The following is a 13915-nucleotide window of genomic DNA, read 5'->3' as shown; positions in this document are numbered from 1 at the left end:
AAAAGTATCTACTTTATTTTAACTAGAATGTTAAGAATCTGATCTTCTAATGCCTTTACTTTTTCTGGGGAAGTTATGTTGTTTGCTATGAATGAAAAAATTAATGTTTCGTTATTTAATGTTTTTACATAACCTGATAACGAACTTACATTATGAAGTGTACCAGTTTTTGCTTTTACTCTTCCTTCTGCTGGGGTGCCTTTCATACGTTCCTTAAGTGTACCATCTACACCTAATATTGGAAGTGAATTAATAAATGATTCTCTAATATTTTCTGGGAGCTCTGTATGGATTTTCCTAAGAATTTCTGCAATAATCCTTGGCGAAAGACGATTTTTGTGTGATATGCCAGAGCCATCCATGACAATTATGTTATCAGAAGAAATTTTCAACTCTTTTAGCATATTATGTACAACAATTTTCCAAGATCTCCATGAACCATCGTTAAAAAGTTTTGCACCAATAAGCTTAGCTATATTATCAGCATATAAATTTATGCTAAATTTCATCATGTCTCTTACTATGATAGATAGTGTCTGCGATTCTATACTTTTAACTATCATGCCAGAATTTTGTTTGGGACTACGACCTTTTCGCACTTTTCCACGTACGACTACTCCACTTTTGTGAGCTATGTACTTTAGAATATGACCCCCATAAAGTGTTGGATCATGAACTGCGATGTTATAGTATTTTAGCGTGTTAGGTAATATAGTACCTCTTAGATAAACATCATTAGTGTTAATATTTCGCTCTACTTTTATTTCCTCTGTATTGGAAATTTTTAATAGATTAAAAATACGTAAATATCCTATGTTAGGTATTTCTTCAATGTTTACTGTAATATCATCAGACTTAATTTTCAATAATGTTGTGTTTCTATTAATAGTGAATGCAGAAACTTGGGCAGCGTAGGGTTGGGTTATATCATTGAAATCCCATGTTCTATTATAACTCTCATTATCAAACAAATGGTCATCAATAATTATATCACCTAACACTTTTTTAATATCATTAAATAATGAACCATCAATAATACTTTCAGATCCATAAGTAATCGCTAATTTATTCCATATTGCAAATGTTTCATAATCAACAAGAGTAGGATCCCCAGAACCTATTATATACATGTTCAGAACCCTATCGTCATCAGACCTCTCTATAAGAAACTTTGTCCTGAATTTAAAATCAGGACCTAAATAAAGCAATCCAGCTAATCCTGTTAAGATTTTCATATTAGATGCAGGTATTAATAACTCATCAGCATTATACTGAAATATCACATCACCATTTGTACGTTCTACAATAAACCCTACATCACTATCGTACAATATCTTACTATTTAAAATATCCAAAATCTCATTGTACACAATAGCATAATAATACACGATACTAATAAGTTTAAAAATCAAATTATTCTCTTTACATATTAATCGAGCTATAGGATTTATTTCCGGCAGAAGTATCCCTGGCTGTGCACAGAACCCCGCTTGCGTACTAGTTGGTGGCAAAAAGTTTATGAAGGTGAATCAAGGGAGCGGCTCAATGATCCTGAATTATCAAAAATGTATTTTAGTGACAGGAATAGCATTTTTCTTTCAGTCAACTCCTTTTTCTTTTGTATTAAGTTTCTTTCTAATGTAAATTTTTACACTCACTTTATACAATCATCGAGCTTAATAAGAGATCTACAATCTTCTGTACATATTCATAAGGCTGCTCTATACGCTCAGCAAAATTCATGGAAATAACATAATAAAATAAACTTCCGAGAAATATTTTTAAATAAATTTCATCAACCATTTTTCCGGTTAAGTTCTGTATTTTTTCTTTTAATTTGATATAGTTCATGTGGTAAATTTTTTTGAAAATTTCTTTAATTTCATTATATCTATTTGCTATTCCTATGGAATAGAGAAAAAGTTTTCTTTCAGTAAGATTGCTATATTTTAAAATATATTTTAATGCCAAATCATTAAGCATTTCTTTAACATTGTTATACTCTTTTTCTATTACACTATTTAGTACTTCAACTGGTGAGACGCTAATAGCAATCTCTTTAATTAGTTGCTCTTTGCTTGAAAAATATGTATAAAATGTGCCTTTAGAAAGTTTAGCTTTTTCCATTATTTCATCTACTGTAGCTAGGTCAAACCCTTTATCAGCGAATATTTGACGCGCGGACATAATAATTAATTTCTTTTTCTCATTATTACTATTCCTCATAACCCTATACATACTTAATTCTGCATGGTTATATACTTTATGGCTAACTAGTCAGTCAAAAATATAAATATCTTTAAAGAAATATATTAAGGAAGAGATTATGTCCTCTATTAATACTATAAAATCATTTGAGGGTATTGTAGATAATCCGTTAGGTAAGCACTTATTAAGATATTTAACCGGTTATTGTAGTAAAGATCATGAGAATCGGTTAGAAGTTGCTCTTGAACTTTACTTAGGAATTAGAAAAAATGCGTGTTTTTCTTGTCGATCTGCTTCCAAGATTGTTAGTTATATTGTTAGAAAGGGGGCAAAAAGTTTTGGTGTTAGTGAGGATCAGTTAAGAAATACTATGAAAGATTCATATTGGAGAAGAGGCCTTATTAGCGTGCTTAAAGGAATAGCATTTTTTGGTGTTCGTAAACCGTTTGTACCAGGTGCTCCGTTTCAAATTGTGTGGAATATAACTAGAGCATGTAATATGAATTGTTTGCATTGTTATGAGAACGCTGGTGTAAAGGGCAATGATGAGCTTACTTCCGAGCAAATTCATCAGGGAATAGACATTCTTGCTGATGCTGGTGTAACTATCTTGGCATTCTCTGGAGGTGAACCAACTATACATCCTAACATAGTAGAATTTATTAGTCATGCTTATGAGAGAGGAATGTACGTAGCTATTGCTACTAATGGCTATGTTCTAGCGAACAAACATATTGTAAGAAAATTAAAAAATGCAGGTTTAGGATATGTACAGATCAGTCTAGATGGTCTAAACCCAACTACTCACGATTCATTTAGAAGAGTGAGTGGCGCTTGGGAGCATGCTGTCCAAGCAATAAAAAATAGTGTGGAAGAAGGTTTGTTCGTTGAAGTGGCTACCACAGTTACGAAATACAATATTAACGAAATACCTGAAATGATTAAATTTGTTAGTAATCTTAAAGCTAATTGGTTTATGCTATATAACTTTGTTCCTACAGGACGTGGAAGAGAAATCATAGAAAGTGATCTTTCGCCGAGAGAACGTTTTGATCTCTTAAAATTAGCTTATTCAGAGACAAATAATAGTTTGCAGGTACTTTCTACAGCTCCTCAATATGCTGCTGTTGCACAGATGTTTAACAAAAATGGTAAGAACATTATACCGACTCATTTTTATAATCCTGAATATAATGATTTAACAATACGTCAATTGGCAGAATTTATTGGTGGTTGTGGTGCTGGAAGGTTTTATTTATCGATTGAACCAAATGGTGATATATACCCATGCGTATTCTTCCCACATACAGATGAGGTAAAAATTGGTAACTTATTAAAAGATGATTTTGAAAAACTTTGGAGAGAACATGAATTATTATGGAAATTACGGAATAAAGATGTTTTAGAAGGATTCTGTGGCAAGTGTCCATTTAGATATACATGCGGTGGATGTCGAGCTCGTGCATATAACTATTTTGGTAACGTATTAGCACCTGATCCGGGTTGCATTTTTAATTCTAAAGAATGGAACAAATTAAGATCTGAATTGGTCGTTAAATATCATGCGATGGAAACTTCAGCGGGTAATATTCTCATAAAAATAAATGATGAACTATGACGCGTATTATTCTTATAAATCCTATAGATAGAACTCAGATTGTTAATAGGCTTGGAGTAAAAGCACCGCCATTAAATTTAATGTATCTTGCTGCTGCGCTTGAAAAAGCTGGATTCTATGTAAAAATTATAGACGCTAATCTTTACAATATATCGCCAAATCAAATAGTAAGAATAATAAGAGGGCTTAAACCTGATATTATTGGTTTAACAGCTGTAACTGCTACTATAAAAACTGCTTTACGCTATGTATCAGAAATTAAAAAGGCTATATCAAACGTATTTACTGTAATAGGTGGTCCACACAGTACCTTTCTTCCAATAGAAACACTGAGTGCGTCAAAAGATTTAGATGCGGTAGTTATAGGCGAAGGTGAAGAAACTATTGTTGAAATAGCGGAATCTTATGAGAAAAATAGTCCAGAGTGGCTTTCTAATGTAAGAGGAGTAGCATATAGGATAAAGGATCATGATTCGAGTAAGATAAAAATCACGCCCCCACGACCTTTTATTAAAAATCTAGACCTAATACCATTTCCAGCCCGTCATTTGACACCATTCAACGAATATAAACTGTTTAATAAGGATACACCGATAGGTAGTATGATCACAAGTAGGGGCTGTGTTTTTGCATGTAATTATTGTTCGTCCTCACATTTAATGGGAAGAATGTTTCGGGCACGCAGTCCAAAAAATGTAGTCGATGAAATCGAAGAATTAGCATATAAATATAATGTTGATACAATCGAATTTATCGATGATATTTTCACTTTAAACAAGAAGCGTGCACTAAAAATTGCTGAAGAAATACGTTCTAGAAAACTTGACATAAAATTTGTTGCATCATCTAGAGTTGATACTATAGATCGTGAATTGTTAATAGAATTAAAAAAGGCTGGACTTTCAACAATGTACTACGGTGTAGAATCAGGCTCAGAGCGCGTTTTAGAGCTAATGAATAAAAGAATCACTTTATCACAAGCAGAGAAAGCTATAAATGAAACTAAAAGCATTGGTGTTAGTACGCTAGCATCATTCATATTAGGTTATCCAGGTGAAACTATTGACGAAATGTGGGCTACTATAAAATTCTCTATAAAGCTTGATCCAGATTATGTACAATTTTCTATACTTACACCATATCCTGGAACACCAATATACTATGAACTTAAACAAAAAGGATTGATTGCTACAGAAGATTGGGATAAATACACAGTATTAGACCCAGTTATAGAATATGAAAAATTAGGATTAAGCAAAAGCATAGTCTCAAAAATGCTTAGAGAGGCATACCTAAGATTTTATCTAAGACCAAAATACTTACTAAAACGAATAACAATGCTAAAGGTTTTAATATACACGATGATTAATACTTATGTTCTGCCTATTCTCCAACACAAAAATCCATTAGGTTGGTATAGGGATCTAAACTCTCTCCACAACTAAAGCTAGATAATCAGCAATATCTCATCCAAAATTTTCGTAAAACAACTTATATGGAAGTTTCTAATACTAAGTATGGAGATTCCATACATATCCATACTTAGTTCTTCCTTCTCTGCGTTAACGTTTCATGGAGGGTTTTCAGTGTGAACCCATGAATCTACACATTCGAAGTTTTCCACACCTCATCAACCTGCTCCTATATGAAGTTAGGGTTCTGAGTTAAGTAGGAATGCATAGTGAATTGTTATTTTCATTCCTACTTAACCCTTCCCCCTCGATTAGCTCATCGGGGGCTCTCGGGGAGAACCCAATTCCCCGCATCTGAAGGTTCAATACCGCTACAACATCCCTATCCATTGCTAATCCGCATTCTTCGCACTTCATTATCCTGCCCAGATAGGAAGCCATGCTTCCTGAGCAGGCTGGGCAGGTTTTAGATGAGTTGGCTGGGTTAACGTATTTTGTTGGTAAGTTAAGCCATTTAAGCTTGTATTCGAGCATGAGTTGGAATGCTCTTGCGCTCCACTTTGAGAGCTTTCTATTATTTTTCCTTGAGCCGTTGAGGATTCGCCCCTTTACACCTTTCAGGTTTTCAAGTATTGCTCCGCAGTTCTTCTCCTTGAGCTTCCCCGCAACCTGCGTGGTTAGTTTGTGCATGAAGTCTTTAGCTCTATTCTTCTCACGCTTAGAGTACTTCTCCAATAGTCTCTTTGATGCATTGGGCTTAATCTTAGATAACTTTTGTATCCTCTGCCGCTTTACCTCATAGGTTCTGTGAATGTGGTAAAGCCCCCTAAAGTCATATCGCTCTATTTTCCCGTCTATGAACGCCGTCACGTTCGTTAAGTTAACATCGAAGGAAGCCCAACCTTCCGCTTTCAGCTCCACTTCCTTTTTAATCACGATTATCAGCTCACTTTCAGTCATAAGTAGTCCACCGACTTTATCAAAGTCTTTTGGAATCCACGAACACTCACTCAAGTCAACCTCAAGATAACGTTTGTTCGGTTCTACGCTTATCTTCAGTATGCCGTTTCTGAAGCTGAAGAGCGTGCTCTTAATGTAGACTGTCCTCTTAGTTATCTTAGGAGGCTCATTCGCCCTCCCCCTATTATAAAGGGTTATCCAGCCCTTAACCAATCCGATAACGGAGTTCATTGCTGAATCAACGTAATGCTTTGAGTATTTCCACTCCCGTAGCAGTTCATCCCTAAGCTCTCTCCTATCCTTCTTATCGAATTCGAGGTGAGCCTTCTTAGAAATTTTAACGTGTGAGAATATTGCGTCTAAAGCCTTCCGCTTAACTTTGAAGTATTCTTCGATTAAATCTTTTGGAACATCTACTGGAATTCTATAGCTTTTAATTGCCTCCATAATCTCTCAACCTCGCTCCTCGGGTAGCGGAGCTTGCCAGTTGGAAGTTTAACTGCTCTAATAATGCCTTTCCTTTGCCACTCCCAGAGAGTCTTAACTGAGATGTTGAATATCTTTGCAACATCCTTTGGTCTAAGTAGTTCTTCTTCCATCAAAGAGTTAATAGAGTTGAACAAATATTTAAACCTATCTATTCCAAAACTGTTGACCACGGCTTTCAGAGCAGATGGGACAGGTTTCAAACATCATACAAATATATGAGATCAACATAAAACATGTCTATTTTGAAAACGCTGACAACGGCGATATATTCCTCACTAAGTTGGGAGCTTCTGGTGTTCGCCTGGAGCTTTAAAGCCTTGTTACATCTTTTGGTTCGGAGAGCTCACTACTCATCTATCCCATCCTCATTAAGACATGCGCTCTCATATTTGACCCACATCATCGCAAACACTGCGTTTTCTTAGACTATTTTCTCCTCAGAATGTTTAAACCTTGTATCATTCTAGAACTTTAGTTCTAGGTTTTCTGGCTAGTTGATTATAAATTAGCAGTTGAAATTATGCTATTAATAAAACTATATTGATCTGCGAAAACTATCTACGATACCTATTTATTCATAAAATGACAAATTCTCTTGAGGTGTCTCAATTGAAAGCATCTGCATGGATCATTATATTAATGATCTTAAATTTAATGTTTATAACACAAGTACCTGTTCATGAGCAAACATTATTACCTCCGAACAGAGCAATAGTATTTCCAACACCACTATCACCTGCAGTTGCTTTAATTGGATCCACATTTAATGTCACGGTAAACGCTCCTCAAAATGCATTGAATTGGACGGCACAAGGATATGGCATTAAACTGGTAAATAATACGTTAATATCTTTAAATACGATATTTTACGTTATCAGTACTTATTATAATTCATCAAGTGGTTTGTGGACTTTAAGCTTAAATGTGCCTAATACTGCAATGCCTGGGCTTTATACGCTTCAGATAATCTTTCATTTAGGCACTTCTGTTCTAAAATATGTTCAAGAAAAAAGTGTGTGGCTTCTTGATAAGTGGCCTGATAAACTACGTATAGCTCACTTTACTGATGTCCATATAGGCGTCCCTGAAGCAATAGGTCTCTTTACTACTGGAATCATTAGTGCTCAAATGTTTAATTCGACTGTGGCATTCATAACTGGAGATGATAGTGATACTGCAGCTGATTGGCAAGAACTAACTTTTAGACAAATTTCATTATTCGCGCCTACATTACCGATTTTTGCGATACCTGGAAATCATGATGCTAAGACAGCGGCCTATGATAATTATGTAGGACCCCGCCAATACTTTACAAACATAGGGAAATTCCTTGTAATAGGAATAGATACAGGTGAAAATGGGGTTACATCCTACAATACACTGCAATGGATGCAACAAGTATTAACATTGCATGGTAGCAATAAAGTTAAAATACTCCTTATGCATCATCCTTTATTCAGTACTGGGGTGCAAGGTTATTTAAGTACATCATTATCAAATATTTCAACATCAATGTTATATTACAGCTGGGCTGCCAATCCCGATATTGCAAAGGCTCTTCTTAAAACCATAGAAGATTTTAACATTACATTAATCTTAGCAGGTCATGTACACACAGATAGGATTGTTGTAATAAACTCAACAGTAACAAAGTCATTGCATTGGTTTATAACCACTACAACAACAGGAGAGGGAAGACCTGAGTATAATGGTTTTAGAATAATTGATATAGACCAGGAAGGTCGAGTTACTGTACCTTTCATGCCTCCATGGGGAAAAATTGAGCAATACCCAAACAGCATTCCTATAGATAAAACATGGGCGCAAGGATATTTGGATGCGAAACTTGTATATGGTAATGAAGCAGTAACAGTTAACATTACTAATACTCTACCATATGTTAATCTGAATTCCATAATAATACTTAATTCAAATAGCAGTGTTCCATTATCAAACTACAAAATGTACACCAATTCTTATGGATCACATGCCTCAGCAACATTGTTAAGCAGTATAAGCATCGCAGGATTAAACTATTATGCAATAAAAATGAGCATTCCATCGAAAAGTGGTATAAGAATAACATTAGCACCATACGAAGATACCGATGTGCCAACAGGAAAAATAGTATACACATTACCACTTCAACCAGAACCTAATTCTCCGACATCAGTATACATACAAGCATCCGACACAGGTTGGGGCATATTAAGAGTATATGCAGAATACTCATATCAAAATAAGAAAAACATTATTGAATCAATATATGAACAACCATACTATAAGATAAGATTGCCAGGATTTCCACCTGGAACTGTTGTTAATATCACAATAAATATTATTGATGCGGCAGATCATACTGCAACATTAATTCTACCTATAAACTTCAGCATTACACTCACTACGACAACCACTACAACAACAATTGTAACTACCACAACTACACCAACTACGACTACGACAACTACCACAAAGACCTTAACAACAACCAGTCCAGTTAGTGTCATTAATCCATTAACTATTATGATAATAGCTGTTGTAATAGGAATAATATTATTTGTTATAATTGTTAGACGTAAATAATCTACTTAAACTTTTTTTTTATAAAATGTCAATTAGATGAATATCTTACTAAGAATTATTCCGATTGTGTAGAAAGTAGCGAAGAATAAAGTAAATTTTGATGTTTGTGGAGCGGCGACATCCGGAATTTGTTTTGAAAAATGTTTTATGAGATCTATTAGTTTTGGAAGCGTCAAAAAAATTATAAGTGATGACACTTTCAAAATATTAATAATAACGAACGATGTAACTAAAATAAATGGTAATGTTGTTAATATGTAGTATAATTTCAATGCATTCTGTTGTCCTATAATGATTGGTAATGTCTTTATATTTGAAAATTTATCATATTCGTAATCTCTTATTTCATCGATTAGCAATACAGCTGCTACGAGCAGTCCTATCGGGAATGAGATTAAGACTGGTTTAAAAAGAATTAGTCCTGTTTGTGCGTAATTGGAACCTAAAAACATTAATGGTCCCCATACTATGAAGACGGCCAGTTCTCCCAATCCCTTGTATTTGTATTTTAATGGCGGTCCAGTATACTCTAATGATATTAATGCACCAATTAAGCCTAAAAATAAGATCAATGGTCTTCCTAAAAAGTATAAAGAAAGCCCTGTCAATGCTGCTATGAAAAGGTATGCTATTGATATTCTAAGAATATGATGTGGTTTGAAAATACCTGATATTATGGGATGTGGCCTGTACCTAGTAGTTGGAGCACCAGGTTTATCTACACCGTAAAGTGTATCAAAATAATCGTTTATCACATTTGTATAAGCATGCAATGAAATAGCACCTATTAAGGTAATTAGATAAATAGCTAGATTAAAGATGTTAAATTCATAGTAAACATAAGTAACTCCTATTGTTACTGATGCAATAGTCATTAAGAAACTCCAAGGTCTAGCTATGTATATTACATTGATAATGAGCTTCCAAAAACTATTAAAAGAGCTTGGCATTGCTATCGCTTCCCTATGGTAAGACAGGAAAAATGATGATAATCAGTTCTAACCAAATGATATGCGCAATTATTGATGGTATGATACCAAATCGATAAGCTATGTACCCTGTGATTAGTCCTACTATTAATGCTGCTATAACCAGTACATAGTTAAAAGTGACTATGTGTATCATTGAGTAATATATTGATGATAGAATCCAAGGATATTCTACGTTGTTGATGAATATACCTTGAATAAATCCTCTCCAATAAATCTCTTCCATCATGCCTATTATCACTAATACAGCGCTCAAAGTTATTCTATTTGTATCCAAAATCATGCTATATATGCTTAAGACTAAATTTTCAAAACCAAGATAGTAACTAACCTTACCACCCAATAAGAAAATTATATAGAGGACAAAAGATGATACTACACCAGCGAAGATGGATTTTAATTTAGATTTTTGATCTTGCCCGTTAATTAAAAGATGCATTAAATCGTTCTTAAAGAATAATATAGTCACTAATCCAAGAAATGTTGTTGACAAGCCCATTGAATATAAGAAGATATTTTTTAGAACTACGAAAACTAGTGGCCATGCAGCTAAAGGAATAACAAACAATAGCATGCGCAAAATATTCTTTTGATCCATTTAATCCACCTTTATCGCTATTTTTCCGAAAACCTCACCGTTTTCCAGAAGTCGATGGGCTTCAGCTATTTCTTCTAGATTAAAGGTTTTATGTACTATGGGCTGTATGTATCCCTTTTTTATTAATTGAAGAGCGTCCATGAGTTCCCATATATTTCCAGTATGTGTGCCGATAATTTCAATGTGTTTTAAATAAATCTTTCTCCAATTAATTGGTAGTAAATCGGAATCCCTAACACCAAAAGTAATTATCTTACCTCCTACTTTGACAATATCTAAATCTAGTGATCTTGATAATGTGGAGCCTATTGAATCTATAACTATATCAACGCCATCATAGTTTGTGAATTCCTTAACTTTATTAACTAAATCATTCGAATTATAATTAAGCACAAGATCAGCCCCCAATGCCTTTATTTTTTGAATCTTCCACCCTTTACCTGTGACTGTTATAACACGTGCACCAAAAAACTTTGCTATTTGAATAGAAAACGTTCCAACACCACCACTACCACCCCAAATAAATACTACATCATCACGCTTAATACTTCCTAGTGTAACCAATGATCTCCAACTAGTTAGCAGCGCCAGAGGTACGGTTCCTAACTTCTCAAGATCTAAATTAGACTCGACTCGTATTAAAGATCTGGCTGGAACTTTTATGTATTCTGCATAACTACCATCAACCTGAAATCCTATCATTCTCCATTTAGGACACATATTCTCTAACCCCCTTAAACATGCTCTGCAATAACCACAACCGATCACAGGATTAACAATTACAATATCACCCACAGACACATTAGTAACATCATCACCAATCTTCTCAACACACCCAACTACATCACTACCAAGTATATGTGGAAATTTTATAAAAACACCAGGATAACCATTCCTAACGAGCGTATCAATCCTATTCACAGAAGTATACAAAATACTCACAAGAGCTTCACCTCTGTTTGGAACTGGGTCTTCAACGTTTCCTAATTCAAGAACTTCGGGCCCACCATGACGTCTGATAATGATGGCTTTCATATTTATCATAAAAAAAGTAATGACCTGGTATATAAATATTACCACTGTATAATAGTAATATGATGTCTCATCTCTAATAAATAATTATAAGAATCTCCTAGCCATATCAAAAGGAAATTGACAAAAGAATTAACCTACAAGTTATATTTCGAGACCAAATTTATCTAAAATTTTTTGCAACCGTTCTATTTCATCTAATAATTTCATGCCTTTTTCTGTTAGTATATAATATTTTTTTTCATTATCCTCAATTTTTTTCACTAATCCCTTTTTAACCAGATAATCCAGCATTGTGATGAGACGATCATAAGGCAATCTAGAACCATACATAATTCTCGTAATAGGGGTCTTTCCTTCTTCGTTAATAGTCTTCAGCACGTCTCTTACAATTCCAACTCTACTTCTTAACTGTTTTCGCATTTACTTTCCCTCATTCTCGTAAGCCAATTAACAGTAACAGTAGTCCATACGGCCTTAATATTTCTGAAAGTACAAGAAAATCTGGTGATGATTGTAAAAATCCACTTAAATCCATTATATGTTGAACCAAAAGGATCATAAATCCAATACCTGTGAAGATACTTTTACGTTGTAGTGTATGATAAGATAATATTGCAAGTGCAAATAGGGAAATCGAGTGCGCACCTAAAGCAAACGGAATTATTTGGTAAAATTTCTTACTAATTCCCTTATAGAAATACGAAAAAGCCATCATCATATAACCAAAAGCATCCATGAGAGCTGCAGCTAGGTAGAAATATATTAACCAGAATGGTTCTTCAACTAATGGTATTAACGCAAATATAAATGAAGATAATGATACTAACATAAAGCCCATACCAAGAAAGCCTAACTGTTCATCAGGCACGGTCCAATAAATTTTCAAAAATCTAGCACCAATTAACAACGCTATGAAAAAAGCCAAACCTTCCAAAATAATCGTTAATAAACCAACAACGTCAATCATTACATTCACCTCTGTTCGTGCAATTTATAATCGTGTTATGATGATGTATTGTATTTTTGTTCATGTATTCATTATATACACAGGTGTTATTTAAGTTTGTTTTTAATGCAGTATGCTCACAATAAATTAACATGTACACCTAGTCTATACACTCTGTGAACTGTATTTAAATATAAAATAATATCTAGAATAACTTGGTGAAAGGAAATGAAGACTGCATTGATGATTGGTCTCGCACTAGTAGTTGCAGCATTAGTGGTACCAATATTCATAATGGCACAACAATATGGTACACCATATAATCCCTCCAATCTACAAGAAATGATGCAAGTATGTAATCAACAATGGATAGGATCAACGCAACCCCCTAATTCAATATATCCACAAAGTTATAATAACATGCAGAGAATGATGCAAGGAATGGGAATGATGCAAGGAATGTATGCACAATGTGGAAAACAAAACATGTTTAGAACTATCACCCAAGACCAGCTTAATACACTAAAATCGAAGATTCCAGATTATATCACGGTAATCAAAGAAAACAATACGATAATAATAAACTCACGTAATGCAGAGATCTTAGTACTGGCAGGCCCCGAAGAACACATGTATTCATTTGAAATCTATGGATTAATAAACCCAACAATAATCATAAACCAAGGAACAAAGCTTAGAATAATAGTCGTAAATATTGACGAAGACATGCCACACAGTTTTTCAATAGTAACAATGCCACCACCGTATCCACAACAAATACATATGATGCACACTTACCTAGCGTTTCCAGGAGCCACTACACCAATGCCAATGATGGGATTACCACCAGCGCAGAATAATCTCTATCCAATATGGATCATAGAAACTGTAGCATCGACACCAGGAACTTACTATTACATATGCGCTGTTCCACAACACGCAATGGCAGGCATGTACGGAACAATAATCGTAAAATAAAATGATTTTTAAACATAAAACACTTTTTTTATATCAAAACGAGTAAAATCAGGTGTTTTAAATGTATCTTTAAGCTCTTTTACCAAATTTATACAAAGT

Annotated in this window: 13 protein-coding genes; 4 read left to right on the top strand and 9 right to left on the bottom strand. The window is 34.2% G+C overall.

Going from position 1 to position 13915, the window contains the following annotated elements:
• Nucleotides 1-8 precede the first annotated feature (8 nt).
• The gene (gene dacB / locus QW128_02390; protein ID MEM3832435.1) at nucleotides 9-1370 is read right to left on the bottom strand and encodes a D-alanyl-D-alanine carboxypeptidase/D-alanyl-D-alanine-endopeptidase; all 1362 of its coding nucleotides are present in this window, start codon (nucleotides 1368-1370) and stop codon (nucleotides 9-11) included.
• A gap of 289 nt (nucleotides 1371-1659) precedes the next feature.
• Nucleotides 1660-2226, bottom strand: coding sequence for a TetR/AcrR family transcriptional regulator (locus tag QW128_02385; GenBank protein ID MEM3832434.1), 567 nt, complete (start codon nucleotides 2224-2226; stop codon nucleotides 1660-1662).
• Between the two features lie 100 nt (nucleotides 2227-2326).
• On the opposite strand from QW128_02385, the gene QW128_02380 reads away from it, so the two are divergent.
• Together QW128_02380 and QW128_02375 are read left to right on the top strand one after the other, a co-directional pair.
• Nucleotides 2327-3826: a radical SAM protein gene (locus QW128_02380; GenBank protein ID MEM3832433.1), complete on the top strand. Its 1500-nt coding sequence runs from the start codon at nucleotides 2327-2329 to the stop codon at nucleotides 3824-3826.
• Nucleotides 3823-5271 carry a radical SAM protein gene (locus tag QW128_02375; protein ID MEM3832432.1) on the top strand — a complete coding sequence of 483 codons (1449 nt, stop codon included), beginning with the start codon at nucleotides 3823-3825 and terminating at the stop codon, nucleotides 5269-5271. Before QW128_02380 ends, QW128_02375 begins: the two co-directional genes overlap by 4 nt.
• Nucleotides 5272-5490: 219 nt before the next feature.
• Here QW128_02375 and QW128_02370 read toward each other — a convergent pair whose 3' ends face one another.
• Together QW128_02370 and QW128_02365 are read right to left on the bottom strand one after the other, a co-directional pair.
• Nucleotides 5491-6645 (bottom strand): transposase, encoded by a 1155-nt coding sequence (locus tag QW128_02370; GenBank protein MEM3832431.1) that lies wholly within the window; start codon nucleotides 6643-6645, stop codon nucleotides 5491-5493.
• Nucleotides 6612-6797 (bottom strand): helix-turn-helix domain-containing protein, encoded by a 186-nt coding sequence (locus QW128_02365; GenBank protein MEM3832430.1) that lies wholly within the window; start codon nucleotides 6795-6797, stop codon nucleotides 6612-6614. The genes QW128_02370 and QW128_02365 overlap by 34 nt, the downstream gene beginning before the upstream one ends.
• A 499-nt stretch (nucleotides 6798-7296) precedes the next feature.
• On the opposite strand from QW128_02365, the gene QW128_02360 reads away from it, so the two are divergent.
• Complete coding sequence (locus QW128_02360; GenBank protein ID MEM3832429.1) at nucleotides 7297-9270, top strand: metallophosphoesterase; 1974 nt, start codon at nucleotides 7297-7299, stop codon at nucleotides 9268-9270.
• 32 nt (nucleotides 9271-9302) lie between these two features.
• Here the strand turns inward: QW128_02360 and QW128_02355 are convergent, their stop codons facing one another.
• From QW128_02355 to QW128_02335, 5 genes are all read right to left on the bottom strand, one after another.
• Complete coding sequence (locus tag QW128_02355; protein ID MEM3832428.1) at nucleotides 9303-10220, bottom strand: prenyltransferase; 918 nt, start codon at nucleotides 10218-10220, stop codon at nucleotides 9303-9305.
• A 13-nt stretch (nucleotides 10221-10233) separates the two neighbouring features.
• Nucleotides 10234-10857 carry a CPBP family intramembrane glutamic endopeptidase gene (locus QW128_02350; GenBank protein MEM3832427.1) on the bottom strand — a complete coding sequence of 208 codons (624 nt, stop codon included), beginning with the start codon at nucleotides 10855-10857 and terminating at the stop codon, nucleotides 10234-10236.
• Nucleotides 10858-11892 carry a zinc-binding dehydrogenase gene (locus QW128_02345; GenBank protein MEM3832426.1) on the bottom strand — a complete coding sequence of 345 codons (1035 nt, stop codon included), beginning with the start codon at nucleotides 11890-11892 and terminating at the stop codon, nucleotides 10858-10860.
• 141 nt (nucleotides 11893-12033) lie between these two features.
• Nucleotides 12034-12312: a winged helix-turn-helix domain-containing protein gene (locus tag QW128_02340; protein MEM3832425.1), complete on the bottom strand. Its 279-nt coding sequence runs from the start codon at nucleotides 12310-12312 to the stop codon at nucleotides 12034-12036.
• Nucleotides 12313-12322: 10 nt separating this feature from the next.
• On the bottom strand, nucleotides 12323-12859 hold the full coding sequence (locus tag QW128_02335; protein ID MEM3832424.1) for a hypothetical protein: 537 nt from the start codon (nucleotides 12857-12859) through the stop codon (nucleotides 12323-12325).
• A 207-nt stretch (nucleotides 12860-13066) separates the two neighbouring features.
• Between QW128_02335 and QW128_02330 the strand changes: the two genes are divergently transcribed.
• Nucleotides 13067-13816 carry a hypothetical protein gene (locus QW128_02330; GenBank protein ID MEM3832423.1) on the top strand — a complete coding sequence of 250 codons (750 nt, stop codon included), beginning with the start codon at nucleotides 13067-13069 and terminating at the stop codon, nucleotides 13814-13816.
• The last annotated feature ends 99 nt before the right edge of the window (nucleotides 13817-13915 follow it).

Source organism: Thermoprotei archaeon, from assembly GCA_038881895.1.
GTDB lineage: Archaea > Thermoproteota > Thermoprotei > Gearchaeales > WAQG01 > JAVZOV01.
The sequence above is the reverse complement of the archived record's forward strand: the minus strand, read 5'-3'. Positions and strand labels throughout refer to the sequence as shown.